This window comes from Alteromonas sp. MMG017 (genome assembly GCF_018100795.1).
Classification (GTDB): Bacteria; Pseudomonadota; Gammaproteobacteria; order Enterobacterales; family Alteromonadaceae; genus Alteromonas.
In genome coordinates, this window is record NZ_JAGJDY010000007.1 from 157,481 (window position 1) to 177,455 (window position 19,975).

The window sequence follows — 19,975 nt, forward strand, 5'->3', positions numbered from 1 at the left end:
ACTTGCTTTCTATGCGTTCCAGTGCCTTTTAACTGTTGCGATTCCAATCCCCAAATTTTGGGCTACTTTTGATTGAGACTTACCCTCTGATTTTTGAGCTTGAACGGCTGCAGTTGTTTTAGTTGCTTTGGGTCTTCCTAATTTTTTACCTTGCGATTTAGCTCTCTCGAGCCCTTCTCTTGTCCTCTCTCTAATCCTATTACGCTCAAACTCTGCAAATGCCGAGAACATTTGAAGCATAAGCTTACCTTCTGCACTAGAAAGATCAGCGACTGGCAAATCTAGGCACACCACCTTTATTCCTTTATCAGTGAGTAAATTAATTGTACTTTGCACATCAATGTTGTCTCGACCTAAACGGTCTAATTTCAAAACCACCAGCATATCGCCCTTTTCCATCTTGTGGTTGATGAGCATCTTAAACTTTTCTCGCTTAATAGCTTCAACCGAACCTGAAACCGTTTCGCTAACTATCCGTGAATCGATGACTTCATATCCTTTTTGACGGATGGCTATTACTTGGTTTTCTGTCGTTTGCTCTGTGGTAGAAACTCGACAATAAGCAAATATACGCATTATTCGATTAACTTCCTTTTTGGTATCATTTATTGAGGTATCATATACTATTGGTATCATTATTAAAATGCCCTGTTTTTATGATACCTACGAGGACATAAAAAAGCTGGTATCAACATACGAATGTTTATTGATACCAGCTAAGACTAAGTTACTTAGGAGGTTTATAGATTTCCTTCTTTTTGCTGGAATTGCAGGAAAAGCTTAATTTGTTGCTCCATATCGGGGGAAACATTTTCTGCTGGCTTAGAAAGCTTCCGAAGCAGTTCAGCTTGTTTATAGTCAGGAACATCTCCATAGCTATAAAAACTTGTTAGTACGCTCTCATGCCCTAGATTCTGACTCCACGCTTTAAACTCTTCTGGTGTCTGACAAAGCTTTTCGCCTAATCGCACCAAAGTATTTCGAAAACTGTGTGGATTGAAATAGGGTAACCCAGCCAGGGCGAATGCTTGCGCAAATATTTTACGAATCGGATTAGCATTGCTCCAATGCTCTTCAAGTAATCCTACCGCTTCAAATTGCTGATTAGCATCATGAGCCAGCTTTGTTTTTGGAAACAACGGCGAATTCTGTTTGTATCCTAATTCAGTCACTAGGTAATCAATCCAGTCAGCTAGTATTTTATGTGGCAACTCTCCTACTGGGAAAAAATAAGTAGTGAATGTTTTACTAAATTTCGTATTCACGTCTCTAGCATCCTGATAAAAGCTATGGTCAGCGAGGTCAATATGCTTAACTTTTGCAGAGGCAACTGCTCCGTCTCGCGCACCAGTCAGAATAACAAATGCTATTAAAGCTCTGTCTCGCATTTCAATTGAAGTCGAACAAGGCATCCCTTCTAGGGTTTTAACGATTTGTTCAATTGTCGCCACACTCCTTTTACGCTTTGCATTTCCAATCCGAGTGTCTTTTTCCGATAAATTGAAATATTCGATGTCACTATAGTTAACTTTTGCGCGATATCCTTTTTGAGTAGCTAAGTATTGGAAAAACGCTTTTAGGTGACGGGTCGCTGTAAGCACAGTTGCCTTACTCAGTTTTTCACCAGTTGCTAGAGACTTTTTGCTAAGAAGATTCTTCTTAAAAGCAATCGCATGCTTCGCCCTAAATTTCCTAAAGTCTAAATACCCTGTGCAATCTTCAAAGCGATTTATAGATTTGAGAGCACCATCAACCGTCGAGTCATCTAAGCGCTTAGCTTCCTTCAAAAACTTTGTATATTCATAGATAATTCGGGCATTATTTGTACTATTATTTTTCATCACTAGAAACCTCGCTGAAAGGACAATTTAAGAGCTTTTGTCCTCTTAGGACTATGTGTTTTTCTGCTATCGGTAATTTACCCTTCAGATCTTTCCAAATATCATTGACGTCGCGCCAAGAAACATACTTATTCATTCGAGTGTTACACTCTTCGCAAGCCCCCGTCATGTGCGCCATTCCTGCTGGTTTCGCGATAAAGATCACTGAATCTAGTATGGGCTTCATTGGCTGCTTGCAACGAAAACAGCACATTTCATGAACCTCACATTCAAACATTGTTGCTTTGCGCTTCTGCTTTAAATAGACCTTCAAATCTGCCCCATTTATTAAGAGAGGACGATTAGCGTCAATGACTGGTAAGCCAACTCGAATCCAATTGCGTACTGTTTTAAAGTGAACGCCTAACGTTTCGCTGACATCAGCAACGGTATAGTTTCGATTGCTTTTGATACGGTTTGCTGTGAATCGTCTAGTCATGGCTACTCACCTTTGATTCAGCAACACGAGCATCAAGCCAATGCGCTATATCGGTGTGTAACCAACCTACAGCTCTCTCTCCTAAAGAAATGGAAAGCGGAAAGCTGCCTTTATTCATACGTAGATAGATAGTACTGCGCGATAGACCAGTCACCTCAATGACTTCTGGTAACCGCATGATCTTATGAGACATAGTAAGTCCTCTTGGTCTGTTATTGAACGACCGAGAGATTAAGATGAAAAGCTTGTGGAAAGGCTCATATGAGCCAAGCAAAAACTCATATGAGTTTTTGTTGAAAATTGATAGGTTCAATATATTTTTGGGAAAATAGTTTTGCCCAACTTAAAGACGGGAGGTTCAGCTTCTATAGATTGCCTAAAAATTCGTTGCAATATGCCACCGGTTAAATAATAATCAATTAGTGAGCAATTATTGTACAGGGAGTGTAAAATGATTTTTATTAAATTTGCGAGTCTATTGGTGCTATTGACCTTTTTCTCAGGTTGCGCACAGTTAGGTGGAACCTATTTTAAAAAGTCCTACATTTCAATTAAGGACGCAAACGATGAGACTGTAGGAACAATACTTGTTTGGGAGGCTGATACTTCTGCAGCAATTCTTTTCGAAAGTGGTCGAGCTTGCATGCAGACTGCGCTTGCAGTCAAAACCACTGAAATGGAAGCAAAAGCAAAGATCTCGGACGCTCTACTCAATTTATCTCAAACCGCTGCCACTGTAGCATCTTCACAACAAGCAGCAAATGAACCTTTGGCTGATGTAACTGGTTCGATAAAAGAAGCGGCCAGACTATTAACTACGACGACAGAAAGAACAGCTTTCTTAAATATAGGCATGTTCTATTTGTGCCAGATTGCAGCTAATAACTCACTGACTCAAGATCAAGCAGAGCAACTAGCTAGCAGCTTGATAGAATCAGCAGCTTCAATGAATTCTAATTAAGATCTTATCGGTAACTAATCAATTATGACTCATATCTGGCCAACAGATATGAGTCATACAAACAAAACTCTAAATATCTTCAACTTCACGCAATATTTTTCGCACTGTGTTATCGCATAGTGAGAGACCTGCCTGATCCAACATTGTACACAAAGCGGTTGTATTTCCCTTTTTTGCAAGGTCAAATCCATGTTGCTTGAAAAACATACTAATGAGTTTTAAGTAACTTCTTTTTTCTGGCGGGTGAATCGGCTTTTCTTCACTAACGTCTGATGCAGAAGGGCTACTTATTTGCGAAATAAAACGCTGAAGCTCCGTAGTTTTCAGAACAAGTTGATACGAATGTCTATCAAGCGAAATGGAGCTATTATTTTCGATATCGTTAAAAGGGCTAATCAATTCTGCTACTTGCTCAATTTCATTAATGCTTAAGTTATCAAACACTGTAAGCGGGTCATCAAACTGACTTTGGCTCGTTAAGCCTTTCGATTTTAATAAGCTTTCTAGCCTAGCCTCTTTTGATATTTGTGACTCTTCTGACTTTGTTACTGGGAGGGAATCCAACAGTTTATAGATGCAGCCCTCGTGCTTTACATAGAAGCCACTAAGTTCAGAGAGTACAGGGCTATCTCCTTCAACCTCTCGTTGATAGAGTTTTCTCAATTCGAACAGTTCTTCGCCAATCATTGCTAAGTCATAAAGACCGTTAAAGATATGGACCTTCTCATCAACTTCGTTAGCCTGGACTGACCCAAATCGTTCTTCACTGTTTGTCAGCTCAAGCTCTGGCGCTAAATCAACTTTCTTAGCATATGCCTGATTCGTTAAGCGGATTGATATAGTCAAATGGCCTTCCAGCGATAGTTCGTATATGTCAGCGACTGAAACTGTCTCTTCTAACGTCGCTGACAAGTAATCGGCAGAGTCATATATAGACAGATATTGCTTTAATTTTAATAGCTTATTCATTAATTAGTTTTCTCAGACTTGAAGTTCAACAGCTGCCTTTTAGACAAAATTAGTTAATATCCTAGGCAACTACTCATGACATCTTTTGCGGGGCCGATCTATAAATTATCTCTTTTTGGCACTGCTCACATTATAAAAAGCTAAGAAAATTTGGTTTAGACAAAACAGATAGGTACACACGTGGGTACACAGGATAAAATCAAACAGTAAAATTAATCATATATACAATTACATACAAACCAGTTTCAACTTACGCCAGCCCACCAATTCGCTTTAAGCCCCTTTTAGGGGCTTTTTGCATTTATGGGCGAACAAGAAGTAAGCCTGTTTGGATATCTCAGCACTTGACCGATAAAACTCGGCTATCTATGGCGCTAGCAATAGAAACATGAAGCGTTAATAACGTATAATGCTTAAATAATAAAAAAATCACTATTCAATGTTGCTGCCTGTTTTCGTTTTGTTAATTAGGCCTACATTGATTCAAAACACCCCTACTACACCAAGTTGCTATATCAAATGTTAGCGTTAACGCGTTAATTGCTTTCTATCGCACAAGTTCTCACAACGTATTTGTTATTGATGGCGCCCCTATCAGCGGTAGCTGTTAAAATTTTAAGGTATTTATGTCTGCATCACCTTCAAACCGAAGCACTGTAATTTGGCCTATGTTAGTGATGGCCCTTGGCACGTTTGTGTTAGGGCTCACCGAGTTTTCATCTATGTCGATGTTGCCTCTTATCGCTGAAAGTTTCGATGTTACGCCATCTATGGCCGGCAATGTAATAAGCGGCTATGCCATTGGTGTAGTCATTGGCGCGCCTTCGTTTATGTTGCTCACCAATAAAACCAACCGTCGCACTGCATTAATTATCTTTGCAGCAATGATGTGTATAGCTAATGGCTTAAGTGCTATCGCTTCAAGCTTGCCAGAGTTGGTGTTTTATCGCGTATTGTCTGGGTTACCCCACGGCGCTTATTTCGGCACCGCGTTGTTAATTGCCGCTAGTATGGCGCCTACTGGAAAACGCGCCAGCTATATGTCGATGGTATTTGCTGGCTTAACTATTGCCACAATCGTTGGTGTGCCTATGGCTACCCTGATTGGGCAGAATATGAGTTGGCGCGTGTGTATGGCTATAGTGGCGGCGCTTGCGCTCATCACCATTGCGCTTATTTATCTGTTCGTACCTAGTAGCCCGGTGACTACTCCAACGAACTTACGAGAGGAGTTTGGCGTACTTAAAAATAAATTGGTATGGTCAATTTCAGGCATTATATTTGTGGGTTTTGGTGGCGTTTTTTGTATTTATACCTACCTTGCCGATACCATATTAAACGTGACTAACTCACCAGAAGTCACTATTTCGGTAGCCATGATGATGTTCGGCATTGGTACCACTATCGGTAACTGGTTTATTAGTAAACTTGCTGACAAATCCCCTCTTCGCACCACAGGTATAGCATTACTATGTAGTGTTGGCGTAGCTATTATGTATGTATTTGCGGCGAGCAATATTTGGTGGCTATACCTTACCGTATTCCTACTAGGCGCAAGCGTTGGCTTAGCCGCTGTTATTCAGTCGATGTTGTTAGATGTTTCACCCACGGGACATGCAATGATAGGCGCCCTAGTGCAGTGCGCGTTTAATACGGCAAATGCCATTGGCCCTATGTTAGGCGGTGCTATGTTGGCATCTGGCGCTAGTTTCAACGAAACCGGCTACGCATCGGCTATGCTGTTCTTTGGTGGTTTTATCATGTGGGCACTTAGTTATTTACAACTGCGTAATCGCAATCTCAGCCTCGCTACTAGTTAAGAAGCAGTTTAAAAGTAAGGAGCAGAGTACATTTATTCTTATTAATGTACTCTGACCCCATTTTTAACTAAAACTGGCTCTCATCAACCAACTCAAGCCAAATAGGGTTGGTGTAGGCTTTACGGCCTTCAATATCTTCTACAACCAACGCTACCCATCCAGAGACTTGTGGTACTTCAAAACTAACCGAACCTTTATCTCCTGTCAGCGCTTTATCTTCAAGTACTACGCTGTTCGCGGCACTTTGCCTTTTGGTAGCAGTTGCAGTGTTATCGCTACCAATTAACTGCACAGATTTAAGCCCATTTACCGCCACCAAATCGAAATTGATCGTTTGTGCTTGTGCCTTTGCAAGCTTTAAGGTATCGCCAAACATCACATTTTCAGGGTAAATAATAGGGCCAAAAGATACGTAAGAATGACCGTCTTTTGCTGCTTGTGAGAAGGCTTTAGCTGTCGGTTTACTTCCTGTATAAACGAATAGTCTATTCAATCCACTGGTTTGGTTTAATACATCGTGGGTGTCTGAACCTGCAGTAAAGTAGTACGGTAATCCTTCACTCCACAACTGGTGCGCCTTGTTAATGGTTGGGGCGTTAGGCACCACTGCATTTAACTCGAATAAATCAATGCTAGGATTAAATCCCCCTGGCGCTGTGCCTTTATCTAAACTGCTTAAATAGCCATAAGGTATGTAGGGGTGATTTGAGGCAATAACAGTAGCACCCATGCGCCGAACATCTTCAATAATACTTTGTATATCATCTACGCCAGGATCAACCGTTAATTGCGCCCCACTATTAATAGGAAACGCATTGAAATGCCCCCAAGACGGCGACACTTCAATAGACGGTATAAAGGGTATATTGCGCTTATCGGCCAGTGTTTGAATGGTGTCGTTGTTTTTAGTGGAATCATGATCGCTAACAAACAGCACGTTTAAACCAGCTGCTAACTGAGAGCGAACCAAGTTTTTCGGGTTCGTTGACCCTTCTAACACATCGGCATGATGATGCAGGTCGCCCGCGTACCAACCGTGCTTCGTGGGATAGGTTTTTACATCAATAGCGCTTGCTACGGTTGTTGTTTTATTTGCATCAACACTTGCCGCTATCATGGTATTTTGGGCATTAAAATCCGCACCATGTGAAACGCTTAATTCGTATTCCCCCGGTGCCAAACCAAATACGGCGTTGCCGATATTATCAAGGTCAGTAAAAAAGGTTCGCGCCCCCAAATATTCGATAAGTGGTTGGTTACCCTGCTCTATCGTAATTTTTGCATCTATGGGCTGCTGACTTTTTGCATCGGTAATATCAAGGCTTATTTTGCCGGGTGCGCGAAGCGCATCGAATGAAAGTGTTTGGGTCGCATTCTCTTCAACTGTTATCAGGCGCGTTTTACTGTCTGAATGTTGTTTGCCTGTAGCGTACACTTCGTAGTCTCCTACCGGCAGTGTGAATGCCACATTTTTGCCATCACCCATCGCCCACATGTAAGGCACACCATTCTGCGATACGACAATAGCGGCTTGTTCTACGTCTTGCCCTTCCTGGGTACTTATATGCGCTTGAATTGTGCCGTTTTTTAGCCCTTTACGTTTTATTTCAGCGCTAACAACGGGCGCTAAGTCACCCCGTGGCAACACCTGATAATCACCCGAGAATGTCATACTTTTTGAAGGGCTAAGTATATGTGCCGCGTATAAATCACGTGACTGATTTTTAGTTTCTCGCATATAAGGTGCGTGCAGTGCAATCGCCCATTCTTCGTCGTAACCTACAAAACGGTCTGATAACCATTTATTTTCTAATGGTTTATCGATGGTGTGATTTCGAGGAACAGCGAATTTGTATCCGGAATCTGGCCATAATGTGTAGCCCGAAAGCGCTTCTATATCGCTATCACCTTTATTAGTCATGGTGGTTTCAACATGAATAAGGTCTGAACCCTCAGAAAGGCGGTATGTGGTACTTATTTCTGCGTCACCAAAGTCTCTTTTAATGTTAACTACCGCTTCTTCAGCCGTGTCTTTGAGAATATCAATTTTGGTGTAGGTGTTGGGCCAGCTAGACCAGTTATTTGGAATGAAATCGGCAAAAGCAACGCGGTCGTTACTCAAAGTGCCATCAGCTTTCACATTAGCAATATCAACTATACAGCCTCTTGCTACCCCCCACGGCGGCGCTGAGTCTACTGCTATAGCAAATGCCAATTTATCGTTTTGAATGGTTAAATCTTGATTGGAAATAGCATTTCCATGTGGAATTGCTGTTTTGCCTTTTGTGATACTAACCGAGGCATGACTCGCATGAGATACAAGACTGCCCGATACCAGTAATGAGATACCCAATAATGCAGGGCTAAGCGTCGAAAACTTCATAGAAACACCTTATGTGGCAATAACAAGTCGCTTTAGTGAATTGAGTAAGTAGAAAAATAATAGATCTGAAGAGCGAAAGTATGTGGTAGCAATTGAAAAAAAGCCGCAACCAGAAATTCTGATTGCGGCTTTATCTATTGTATTACATAGCTCTAATTACGCAGTGCTAATTACATAGCAACGCGAACGTTGAAAGAAGCGATGCGAGGTGCACCAATCCATCCAGCGTTTGCAGCAATAGAACCAAGGTAGTCTTCGTCGAACACATTGTTTACCGTAAAGCTTAGCTCTACGCTATCAATGCCGCCGCCAATATCGTAAGCCGTTTTACCTAGATATAGGTCACTAACAATGTAAGAGTCAGTTTCTTGTGTATTAGCTTGGTCTAAGAAACGCTCACCTACATATTTTGTGCTAAAGCCAGCGTAGAAATCACCTTTAGTGTAGTCAAAGCTAACCACAGCCATATCTTCTGGCGAGCCTATTACGGTGTTACCGCTAACGCCTTCGTCAGTGTAAGTTGAATCGTTTTTGGTATAAGAAACATATATGCCTAGTGAATCAGTGATGTTGTAATCAACTGATGCTTCTATACCATCAGATTCAATACCACCGTCATTGATGTAGCCGCCTGCCGCAGATTCTAAGAAATCGATACCATTTACATCTTCGTTGCTAACAAAGGTAATGCGGTTTTCAAATTCAATAGTGTAATACGTTAAGCTAGCATTAAACCCTAGTGTTGAATAACGCAAACCGAAATCGATATTGTCTGCGGTTTCTGGCTCTACCGTACTGATATCAGTATCGTCACGCTCTAATACAGCATCTTTAACCGCTGCAAAGTTCTCTGCGTACCCACCGAAAAGCTCTAAACCGTCAACCGGTAAAGGTGCAACGAAACCAGCTGAAATCAGTACATCAGAATCAGATGATATGTTTAAGTTATTTTCAGGCGTAAATTGATCTTCTTTAGACACATCAACATTAAATTGCTTTGCCCCTAAACGAAGCTTAGCAAACCCTGCATCAAGTTCGTTTTCAACATAATACATAAGCGTTTCAACCGGGAATTCTCGGTCGTACTGAACCCAATAAGGAGTGTTTTCATAGCGAGAACTCGTTGAAGCATCAATGGTCTTGTGCCAATCGCGGTATTCGTCACGCTGATAATCTTCGTACCAGAAACCACCGCGAACTACGTTGTCCATATCGGCAATAGTTGTATGCCAAACAAAATCACCGTTTATGCCATAACGCTTCTTATTGTAATGTGTGTGGCGATTAGAGCTTACTGCAATAGCACCTTGTTCATAGCAATTTGGATCAACTTCAGCACCGCCACCACCATAAGGTGAACTGATTGAGCTTACACAGCCATCAACCGGTGATAACGCTTCACCAGCGCTGTTCACAAAGTAGATAAGGCCTAAAGTATCGCCGCCATTTACGGTGCTTGAGGTGTTTAATTCAGAGTTTGCATTACCTGCACCGTCATCAGTTACATCAGCAATATAGTATGGGTTCCACTTACCCGTACCTTCATTTTCGTGATAATAAACGTTAGTGCTAAAATCGATGCTTCCCACTGAGAAATCGGCTTTTAGATAGGTGAAGAAGTTCTCGCGCTCGGTAACCCATCCTCCACGATAAACCTGATCTTGATATGGAATGCCAGACCAACTTTCCGTTAATCCATCCCAATCGGGGTTTTGAGCATACTGCGCTAAACCATAAACACGCTGATAAGTGTATTCTTGTGCATCGTCGTAACTCACATAGCCAGTAAGGTCTACTTCACCTACTGTGCTAATGATTTTACCTTCTAAATGGTCACGAGTATTGGTGATTGACCCATCCATGTAATCATCATTTTGCTGTGTAGATAATGAAAGCCATGCAAACGTATCTGGTGCAATCTCGCCTGTATCATAACGAACATAAATTTTACTGGCGTTGTATTCTGCAAACGTTGTACTTACTGTTAATTGCTCGTCCAACGCAGGCATGATGGTTGTGAAATCCATCGTACCGCCTAGCGCTTCATTCGAACGAGAACTAATATCAGCGGTACCCTGAGAAACTTCCGTACTACGTAAGTTTTCGGTATCAATATATCGGCTGGCTTTCGTACCACCACCGTAGTTCGAGTTACCGTTGGCAATACCATCAACAGTCATACCGATTTGTTGTGAATCTAAGTTCACTTGGAAACCACGGATTGAAATTGTTGTAGACCACTCATCAGAGCCAAATGGGTCGCCTTCAGTAACCAGTACCCCAGGCAAGTTATCGATGAGAGCTAATGCGCTAGTCATCGGGGTCTGTTGTTTTTTCATTTCTGTTGAAATGGCACTGTTTGCGTAAGAAACATTACGTCCAGTCACCAATATTGATTCAACTACTTTTTCTTTTTCTTCTTCAGCTGCTTGCGCTTCCGCTTCTTGAGCTAACGCATGCATTGATGTTAATGACATCCCTGCAAGTACTGATAAAGCAATGAAACTACGCTTTTTTGGCATATAAGTGTTCATAAAACTCCCGTTAAGTGTGTTTTGTTCTATTAAGTGTTTTAAATGTAAAGTAATGTTTTTGTTCAAGACGTTTACTGCCCTGAATCTATTTTTGTGAAATCAATTTTGTTGTCTTTCGGTGAACTATCGATATTTTTTACTGTTCTTGGCTTACGGTACAGCATGAAAATTGCGCAGCTGAAGAACAGACCAATAACTAGTGCACCAACCCACTGAATCTGTAGGAACTCTAATTTGAAAAGCAGGGTAAGTAACGACAGTATGATTACGTTAAACCCAATGTACTTAAGCTTCCCGAACCGTTTGACAGTCAAATTCAAATTGTCGGTATACAAACGAATAAGCGAATCTAGGGAGTTAATAACGAACACTATCCCCACAAAGGCCATCGCAAAATTTTTCAACCCTGTGGTTGGAATGCCTGCCTCGTGGTACTGATAAATAACGCTAAACCAGACAGCAATCGGTATAGAAGGAAATACCAGCATTGCGCCTAGCACTTGATAGGTTTTCAACCCTCCTACAAAGCGAGAGGTAAATTGCCCAATCATGATGCTCCACGCAAACCACCAAAATAAGTAAAATTCATGGTAATCATTTAGCGGCAATACAAAATTTTCTATGTTTCCAAAATAACTGCCTATTAGTTCCAAATTGTGGGTAAATGCGGCAATTTGGCTATCGCTTCCTAGAAAGGCGCCTGCCCACATAAAGCCAATTAGTGCGATGAACAACCAAGTGGTAGAAATACTCAACAATCGTACGTATTTGATGTCAGTACTTGAGTAAACTGCAAAGCAGATAGCAGCAAATACGATTAAATAGAAAATGGGAATTATTGATTCACCATCCCCTAAAGCAGGTAAATACCATGGCAGGTTTGATAAAAGCAAAAACGCGGTGAATGCACAGGTACCAATAATGACAACGTTATTGATAAACTTCACCAGAGGTATTTCGAAAAACTTAACCTTAGGCTCTACTACGCAAAAATAAAAACACGTAAGAAAATAAAAGCCCCAAATAAGGAAGCCCCAATAGCCAAACTCAATGGCAATAGGGTTGGTAAAGGCATATTCAGGATTCGCTGTTACGTTTTCGTAGCCCCCGAACTCAGTGAGCGGAAACATGATTAAGCCAACATCTAAGCCCGAGGTAAATAGAATGGCGATAAAGGTGAAAAGTCTAACCGGTGTTACACCGATACACTTCACATTTCCCCATTTAGCGAGAATAACCGCAATGGCTAGTAGGGTAAAAATGATCCCAGCATTAAGCCATAAGGTCATTACTTGCTCCCCAAAACAATCGATAATACTTCATCTTTTTTCCTGTTGTTATATTTCCATACGTGCCAAAAATGCCTTTTTGGCACGTGTAAGCGGCTCAGGTTAAATCGTTGAATTACGCTGAACCGTTTCCCAATTAGTTGATATAGCAACGTTAACCTGTGAATGCGTTACTGCTGGCTTGCCCAATATCAAATCGGCCGCTTTTTCAGCCACCATAATAGTGGGCGCGTTCAAGTTACCGTTTGGTACTGTTGGGAAAATTGAAGAATCCACTACCCGTAGGCTTTCAATACCATGCACTTGCGTATTAGAGTTCACAACTGCCATGGCATCTTCACCCATTTTGCATGAGCACGACGGATGATAGGCGCTTTCTACTGCTTGGCGCACAAATGCATCAATTTCTTCGTCAGTTTGAATATGCTTACCAGGTTGAATTTCATCTTCTCGGTAATCGTCAAACGCACTTTGTTCAATAATTTCACGGGTCAAGCGCACGCAGGCACGAAAGCCTTCAATGTCATCTTGATGCTGCAAGTAATTGAACTGAATTTTGGGTGCGTCGGTAGGGTTAGCCGTTTTAATGGTTACGGCACCGCGGCTTTTAGGCTTGTTGTGACCAACATGCACCTGAAAACCATGACCATCAAAGGCACTGCGCCCATCGTAACGCATAGCTGCTGGTAAGAAGTGATATTGAATATCAGGCCATTCAACGCCCGGCTTCGAACGAATAAATGCACAAGACTCAAAGTGATTGGTAGCCCCTAGCCCCTTGCGAGTAAACATCCAACGCGCACCAATTAAGCCTTTTGAAATCAGCCCTAATTTGCCATTTAGCGTAATAGGCTGTTTGCACTTGTATTGGAAGTAGAACTCTAAATGGTCTTGTAGATTCTGCCCTACCCCCGGCAAGTGATGCTTAACTTCAACGCCAGCGGCTTTAAGGGTGTCGCTGTCGCCAATGCCCGAAAGTTGTAGAAGATGTGGCGAGCCAATAGAGCCTGCACTAAGCACCACTTCTTTATTCGCTTTTGCAGTAATACGTTTACCGTTTACGCTGTACTGCACACCCACAGCTTTTTTGCCATCAAGTAGGACTTTTTCGGCCAACGCACCGGTCACTAATGTTAAGTTTTTGCGGGATTTGACTGGATCTAAATATTCACGACTGGTCGAACTGCGCACGCCGTCTTTCACGGTCATGTGCATAGGCCCAAAGCCTTCTTGCTGAGCAGCGTTATAGTCTGCCGTTTCTGCGTAGCCGGCTTCCTGTCCCGCCTTTATAAAAGCGGTGTATAAAGGATTGGCCATTTCATTGCCATTATTAACCCCTAACGGGCCCTTTCCACCACGGTATTCATCTTTACCTAAATAGAAAGACTCGGCTTTTTGGAAATAGGGTAAACAAGCTTGGTAGTTCCAGCCTTGTGCGCCGTGTTCTTCCCACTCATCGAAATCTTTTGCATGGCCGCGAACGTATACCATGCCGTTTATAGATGAAGAACCACCCAATACCTTACCTCGAGGGCAATGCATTTTACGGTTATCAAGAAACGGCTCTTCTTCAGTGTGGAATTGCCATGCGTATTTATCGCTATTCATCGGAATCGACAATGCTGTTGGCATTTTAATAAAAATGCTTTTATCACTGCCGCCGGTTTCTAACAAAAGCACGTTGTTGTTCGCGTCTTCTGATAGTCGGTTAGCCAACACACAACCTGCAGAGCCAGCACCCACTATGATGTAATCATATGCTTGCTTACTCATTAAAATGGGCTCTCTATGTCGGTCATGCCTACATAAACTGACTTCGTTTGTGTGTAGTGATCTAGCGTTTCTATCCCGTTTTCACGACCAATACCCGATTGCTTATAGCCGCCAACTGGCATTTCTGCCGGTGAATTACCATAGCTATTTATCCAACAAATACCCGCTTGTAGCTTATGAATAACACGATGTGCGCGTTTAATATCTTTGGTAAATACGCCAGCAGCCAAACCTAAGTGAGTATTGTTAGCACGGTTAATCACATCGGCTTCATCTTCAAACACCAACACGCTCATTACCGGGCCAAAGATTTCCTCTTTAACTATCGTCATGTCATCGGTGCAATCGGTAAAAATGGTAGGAGCCACAAAGTAGCCGTTTGGCGCAGACTCAGGGCTTAAGGTTGTACCACCGGTTAACACGGTCGCGCCTTCTTCTACACCTTTGTTGATGTAGCTCATCACCAGGTCTTGATGATTCTTAGAAATAAGCGCGCCTAAATTCACATTCGGATCGAGCGGGTCGCCTGCAACAATATTTTCTTCTGTGCGAGCTTTAAGTTCGTCGATAAACCCTTGGTATACGGACTTGTGTACGTACACTCTTGTACAGTTGGTGCAAACTTCACCTTGGGTATAAAAGTTACCCAGCATAGCAGCGCTGACCGCTTGCGATACGTCGGCGTCTTCAAACACCAACAATGGCGATTTACCGCCAAGTTCCATAGTCACGTCTTTTAACGAACCTGCTGCGCTAGCCACAACCTTTTTGCCTGTAACGACTTCGCCAGTGAAAGACACTTTTTCGATATCAGGGTTTTGGGTTAACCATTGGCCTACTTCTGCTGCACCTTGTACAACGTTAAACACGCCTGCTGGTACGCCCGCTTCGAAGAAAATTTCAGCCAGTTTAATGGCACCTAATGGTGTTTCTTCTGAAGGTTTGAAAATTAATGCGTTGCCAGCCGCTAGTGCAGGGCCTGATTTCCAGCACGCAATTTGTAATGGGTAGTTCCATGCGCCAATACCTGCGCAAATACCAAGTGGCTCTTTTCGTGTGTAGTAGAAGTCTTCGCCTACCATCTGCTGTTGGCCTACTTGCGTAGGAGCCAGGCCAGCAAAGTACTCAATGACATCAGCACCGGTTACAACATCAACACACTCAGCTTCTTGCCAAGGCTTACCGGTATCTAGCACTTCAATTTTAGCCAGATCATCGTTACGTTCGCGTAGTAACGCTACTGCTTTTAGTAAAATACGACTGCGTTCAATCGGTGCCATAGCAGACCAAGTAGCAAAGCCTTCTTTTGCACTTGCTATTGCCGCCTGTTGAACAGCTTCATCAGCCACTTCAACGTGATAAATAACATCGTCGGTAGCGGGGTTTTTAACCGCAAATGTTTCGCCGCTTTTATTAGCAATGAATTGGCCATGAATAAAATTTTGATAAACCGGGGTTGTCACATTAAAACCTATTTTGATAACTGTCAGCAGATTAGAACTCGCTAACATTGTTCAAATTTACTTCGTCAGGCGTGCTTACTGCTTTACGCAGGCCTGAGCGCTCGAATAACACACATACCGTTTAATTAACGTCTTGAATCCGTTAATTGTTTTTAAAACGTTTACAGATAGCGTTTTCACCGCAGTCTACAAATACGTTGAAACCCTCATATAACTGCCAATCGAAGCTTTAATCATCGAAACTTTAATTCAAGTAGCGGTTCTATTCAGTATTGAAGACTAGAGAAGACATTCAACTCTATCTAAGTAATGTGTATTTTTTATTAATTGATCGTTCAATAAAAATAAATACTAAGGGAATAACACTAATAATTCAACGTTGACAAAGACTGAATTTGTTTAAAATTGATTTGAGCTAAATCTAAGGCGCTTTATTTTATCCGAAACGGAGGGTTTAAAATGTGTACACTTTGCTTTTTTATTAGCCGAATTCTTTCTATTTAGTTTTATTTGTGTACAGTTTTTAGGGGTGGTTGTAACAGTCAGTTAGAACATTCGCTTTTTAGAATTACTGATTAGATAGAACACGAACAATTTCTTACACTAAGCACTAATCTATGAATCGTTCATAAAACAACCAAAAAGATTTGTAGAAATCAGTGTTTATTGCTTAAGTAGATAGACAGAATTATTTGCCATGAATGGTTTCAAAGTATAATAGCGCCCTATAAGTGCGATATAATTCGTAGTATTGTTCGTAACAAAACCAAATTAGTGCATACTTTCGTAAGAAGCGGTAACACTGTGATGAATAAGGCGAAAATTACCTAAGTGCACAAGATTAAACTCACACAAGATGAAAACCTGTCTTTAAGAGTCGATTATCAGCTACAACCGAGTGATCATCAGCGTCTTGACCTGTTTTTTTCACTGCCTGATGAAATGGGTATTAGCTCGAAGACCCTCACCGAAGAACAGTATTTTCACCACAGTATCCAAAACCACAGTGCTTATCATTCCGATCAACTCCATGTTCCCTTGGTGCGTAGTCGTTTTATTAGTCAGAAAAAGGGCGAGCAAAGTGACTACCGCTTAAATCTAAACTTGTACTCGTATCAAATCCGTACTGCACTCGACACCGATGTAAAGCAAACGCTAAAGATTAAAGACAGCAAATCGTTTTACCCACAAGCCATTGTGCTAGCAGAGCAAACTTCAGATCTACTAAAAAAGCTTAGGCGCTACACCCCTTCTGATGAAAAGTTACGGGCGTATTTTGAGAATGCTGATAATTATTTGAGTTGGCAGGTAGAGCAGTCGTTTTTAAAGTTGCTGTCCTCTGCCCCGAAAAGTAGCGATTATTCCAGTGAACGGAAGTTTCTTTTCGACTTTTGTAGACGAGAAAATCAGTACCGCGCAGATAACCAATATAACTCGCAGATTACGTTAGACGATCCAAATCGCATTACTAACAAAATGCGACTATTACAGCGTTTAATTGAATACGGCGTAGTATTTCAAAAGAAAACGAAAAGCCTCAATACCTATTTGAACCGGTTAGTTAAGGGTACGGTAACGGCGGTAATTATGGCTGCGGTAATGGTGTTGGTGCTAAACGCGCGTACCAACTTTACTGAAGTGACAGTGGCCTTCGTGGGAATTCTTGGTGTTATTTACGGGCTAAGAGAAATCTTTAAAGAAGACATTACTCGGGTAATTTGGCGGCGTATTCAAAAAGGTCTGCCGAAGTGGAAGATTATTTATAGCCACAGTGTAAATAAAAGTAGAATTGCCACTCAAACTATTTGGCTTGAATACATTCGTAATAAAGATTTACCTAAGCAGGTTGATAAGTTGTACCAAACCCGTAGGCAGCAAAATAAACAAGCTGCACAGTTGCTTCACTTTCGTAGTGATACCCGCGTAAATGCGAAAAGCTTCTTACCTGGCTACGACGACATACAACAACGTATCTATTTTAATCTCACCCCCTTCATACGCTTTCTGAAAAAAGGCGAAGGTAGGCTGTATTCATTAGAGAACAACAAAATAACTAAGCAGGCGGTTGAACGACGCTATCAAATCAATGTGGTACTAATGCATACCAACAAACAAAAGCAGCAGCAAGTTCAGCGATTTAAAATAACCTTAAACCGCTCTACTATTATTAATATTGAAGCACTAGAAATCCGCGAGAGTGATTAGCCATTGCAATACTATCAAGGACTTTTCTGATTAATTAGTACCGCGACTAACAATATGGCTACGGCGATTAAAGCAAACCACCACACCAGTGATATTGCCAGCGGTTCGGGCGTGTTTACTATTTCAACAAAAGAAAGCATCATCAATAGCCACCCACCAATACGCATGCTGTTTTGGACATAACGTTTTCGACTGCGACTAAATTGACGGCCAAACAACGACCCCACTCGCTTGAAATGCTTATTGCTTCCTAATGCGAGCAAACCAATACCGACTATAATTAATACGGTGACTGCCAGCATTACCGCTTACTCTCTGTATTATTTTGAATCTCATTTGTGCAAGTTTCACTGCTTAATCGAGACAGATAAGAAGGTGTCCTTTTATAATCTAAGCGCCCTCTTAACCAATAAGCTAAGGCAATAAACCCAACGCTACATATACCGAACATAAGCATAAAACTCAGGTATATTGTATCTACTGCATTAAATGCATGCGTTGTTCTCTCATAAAAGAGCCACACGCTTCCCCCCGCTAACACTAGATAACTTATTGCGGCTGCGCATGCTTGTTCATACCATGCATATTTTATTGGCCTGACAGCAGCGTGAATTGCACTGCATAGCCAGGTAATAAAAAACGTATTAATTTCGAAGCCTGAACGATTAGTTACCTCTGTGGGTATTATTCTGTTAGCTAATAAAAAAGCCGACGTGGCAATCGCGAGCCCCATTATTGCTACCACATTACCTTTTTCCATAATCTGTAGGGATATGGGGAGCTTGCTCGGGTTTTTACCTATCGCTGGAGTAGTACGGATATCAACAGCTTTAAGATAGTTAATACGGCGCTGGTTAGTCCAAATCACTAACCCAGTTGCAATAAGTACACAACTTAATACACCTAAACTAAATAGTAGCCAGCGCAAACCAATAGTGGCGAAGTTAGCTTGATGTAAACCATACATTATTCGCCTAATCGTGGCGGGCGCACTTTCATCGGCATAACCTTCAAGGGGTGCTGCGGTATAACTCGAATAAACCAAACGCTCAGCGCGATTCGAAACAGTTAGGCTTTTAGTACGTTCTACTATAAGTCGGCTATTTTCCCTCAATGGAGATTCTATAGTTATGCGCTTAATCGCATTGGGTTCTTGCCACTTAATTTTTAAGTCGGCCAAAATGGCAGAATAGAGAATGTCTTTTTTCAGACCGCGTTTATTTATTGTCTGTGTACTTTCACTAAGTTCTGGCAACGATGGAATAATGGCTTTATTAACGCCCCGCTCGCCCTTTTCAAAATGCATATTGGCAGAAAACGGCATGTACATAATGGCGTAAATCATAATAGCGCTGATACAAATCATTAAGCAGAAAGGCAGCGTGACGATGCCTATTAATGCATGAAAATCAGTTGTCCACTTTGTTACCTTACCCTTTCTTAGAGTGAAGAAATCTTTGAAAAAACGTCTGTGGGTATATATTCCGGTAAAAAGTGCAAGCAGCATGGCCATAGCAGCAACCCCTGCAATATAACGCCCACCGTAGCCTCTTAGCTGCAAGGTGTAGTGAAAGTTTCTGAAAAACAAGCCACCTTTGGTGTCTGTGGTTGTCTCTATGGGTATGGCATCTTTATTAAAATTTACTAAATGGCGCGTTTTGCCTTCTCTCCACTGAACATACCAATGATGATCTCGCTGTGTGGGTAAATAAACCCGCCATGAAGTGGCATTTGTTGCGTGCGTTTCTAGGTAGTCTATAGACTTCTCAACTTGGTAGCGCTGGCCTTGTGTATAAACTTGGTTTTGTTGCTGTTCATCTATCACGATAGCCTGTCGCTCTGGCATCATCCAGTAGGTTATTTCTGGCGTGAAATAGCTAAGGGTTCCCGTCACAAAAATAGTAAACAGCAACCACCCGGTTATTAAGCCTAAGTATGTGTGAAGCCATATCATCGATTTTCTAAATGTTGTTTTCACAGTACGTCAACCAAGGGTAAAAATAACACTGCCACTGCAATCAATAAGATTAAGAAAATTAACCATTTTGCAATATTGGAAATCGCGAAGCTGGCAATGAAAAAAGCAAAAAATACGATATAGCTCAGCATGCTAGCGGATAACACTGCTACGCCGTCATTTATATATAGTAAGTTTACCAACCCGTAGGTTAAATAAATTGATGAGAGTGCGGATAGCACATAGCCGCCAATAATGGCGGCTATGCTACGCAGTATAATGTCTACGTTTTTAGTCAAACT

General features: G+C 41.7%; 16 protein-coding genes. 3 read left to right on the forward strand and 13 right to left on the reverse strand.

From position 1 onward, the window contains the following. Positions 1-9: 9 nt before the first annotated feature. The 4 genes from J8L84_RS12640 to J8L84_RS12655 form a co-directional block, all read right to left on the reverse strand. Positions 10-576 carry a recombinase family protein gene (locus J8L84_RS12640; RefSeq protein WP_211071103.1) on the reverse strand — a complete coding sequence of 189 codons (567 nt, stop codon included), beginning with the start codon at positions 574-576 and terminating at the stop codon, positions 10-12. Between the two features lie 164 nt (positions 577-740). Then, complete coding sequence (locus J8L84_RS12645) at positions 741-1,841, reverse strand: site-specific integrase (RefSeq protein WP_247670756.1); 1,101 nt, start codon at positions 1,839-1,841, stop codon at positions 741-743. After that, entirely contained in the window at positions 1,831-2,319 is a 489-nt protein-coding gene (locus J8L84_RS12650; RefSeq protein ID WP_211071005.1) for a helix-turn-helix domain-containing protein, read from the reverse strand. The genes J8L84_RS12645 and J8L84_RS12650 overlap by 11 nt, the downstream gene beginning before the upstream one ends. Further along, complete coding sequence (locus J8L84_RS12655) at positions 2,312-2,512, reverse strand: AlpA family transcriptional regulator (protein WP_101564428.1); 201 nt, start codon at positions 2,510-2,512, stop codon at positions 2,312-2,314. The genes J8L84_RS12650 and J8L84_RS12655 overlap by 8 nt, the downstream gene beginning before the upstream one ends. A 258-nt stretch (positions 2,513-2,770) precedes the next feature. On the opposite strand from J8L84_RS12655, the gene J8L84_RS12660 reads away from it, so the two are divergent. Next, positions 2,771-3,280 carry a hypothetical protein gene (locus J8L84_RS12660; protein WP_211071006.1) on the forward strand — a complete coding sequence of 170 codons (510 nt, stop codon included), beginning with the start codon at positions 2,771-2,773 and terminating at the stop codon, positions 3,278-3,280. Positions 3,281-3,349: 69 nt separating this feature from the next. Here J8L84_RS12660 and J8L84_RS12665 read toward each other — a convergent pair whose 3' ends face one another. Continuing rightward, the gene (locus J8L84_RS12665; RefSeq protein WP_211071007.1) at positions 3,350-4,249 is read right to left on the reverse strand and encodes a hypothetical protein; all 900 of its coding nucleotides are present in this window, start codon (positions 4,247-4,249) and stop codon (positions 3,350-3,352) included. A gap of 626 nt (positions 4,250-4,875) precedes the next feature. Here J8L84_RS12665 and J8L84_RS12670 point away from each other — a divergent pair. Beyond that, positions 4,876-6,069, forward strand: a complete 1,194-nt coding sequence (locus J8L84_RS12670; RefSeq protein ID WP_211071008.1) for an MFS transporter — start codon at positions 4,876-4,878, stop codon at positions 6,067-6,069. A gap of 67 nt (positions 6,070-6,136) precedes the next feature. Here J8L84_RS12670 and J8L84_RS12675 read toward each other — a convergent pair whose 3' ends face one another. The 5 genes from J8L84_RS12675 to betB all read right to left on the reverse strand — a co-directional run bounded on the left by J8L84_RS12675 (position 6,137) and on the right by betB (position 15,511). Beyond that, positions 6,137-8,452, reverse strand: coding sequence for a CehA/McbA family metallohydrolase (locus J8L84_RS12675; protein ID WP_211071009.1), 2,316 nt, complete (start codon positions 8,450-8,452; stop codon positions 6,137-6,139). Positions 8,453-8,622: 170 nt separating this feature from the next. Beyond that, positions 8,623-10,986 (reverse strand): TonB-dependent receptor, encoded by a 2,364-nt coding sequence (locus tag J8L84_RS12680; protein WP_211071010.1) that lies wholly within the window; start codon positions 10,984-10,986, stop codon positions 8,623-8,625. A 71-nt stretch (positions 10,987-11,057) separates the two neighbouring features. After that, the gene (locus J8L84_RS12685; RefSeq protein WP_211071011.1) at positions 11,058-12,275 is read right to left on the reverse strand and encodes a BCCT family transporter; all 1,218 of its coding nucleotides are present in this window, start codon (positions 12,273-12,275) and stop codon (positions 11,058-11,060) included. Positions 12,276-12,377: 102 nt separating this feature from the next. Next, positions 12,378-14,048, reverse strand: coding sequence for a choline dehydrogenase (gene betA / locus J8L84_RS12690; RefSeq protein ID WP_211071012.1), 1,671 nt, complete (start codon positions 14,046-14,048; stop codon positions 12,378-12,380). Then, positions 14,048-15,511 carry a betaine-aldehyde dehydrogenase gene (gene betB / locus J8L84_RS12695; RefSeq protein WP_211071013.1) on the reverse strand — a complete coding sequence of 488 codons (1,464 nt, stop codon included), beginning with the start codon at positions 15,509-15,511 and terminating at the stop codon, positions 14,048-14,050. The genes betA and betB overlap by 1 nt, the downstream gene beginning before the upstream one ends. Before the next feature lie 831 nt (positions 15,512-16,342). Here betB and J8L84_RS12700 point away from each other — a divergent pair. Beyond that, the gene (locus J8L84_RS12700) at positions 16,343-17,716 is read left to right on the forward strand and encodes a hypothetical protein (protein ID WP_211071014.1); all 1,374 of its coding nucleotides are present in this window, start codon (positions 16,343-16,345) and stop codon (positions 17,714-17,716) included. A gap of 14 nt (positions 17,717-17,730) precedes the next feature. Here J8L84_RS12700 and J8L84_RS12705 read toward each other — a convergent pair whose 3' ends face one another. The 3 genes from J8L84_RS12705 to J8L84_RS12715 are packed head-to-tail and all read right to left on the reverse strand — an operon-like array spanning position 17,731 to position 19,972. Continuing rightward, a complete protein-coding gene (locus tag J8L84_RS12705) occupies positions 17,731-18,018 on the reverse strand; it encodes a DUF3325 family protein (protein WP_211071015.1) in 288 nt (95 codons plus the stop codon). Then, complete coding sequence (locus J8L84_RS12710; protein WP_211071016.1) at positions 18,018-19,694, reverse strand: PepSY-associated TM helix domain-containing protein; 1,677 nt, start codon at positions 19,692-19,694, stop codon at positions 18,018-18,020. The genes J8L84_RS12705 and J8L84_RS12710 overlap by 1 nt, the downstream gene beginning before the upstream one ends. After that, a complete protein-coding gene (locus J8L84_RS12715; RefSeq protein ID WP_211071017.1) occupies positions 19,691-19,972 on the reverse strand; it encodes a hypothetical protein in 282 nt (93 codons plus the stop codon). Before J8L84_RS12715 ends, J8L84_RS12710 begins: the two co-directional genes overlap by 4 nt. Positions 19,973-19,975: the final 3 nt, after the last annotated feature.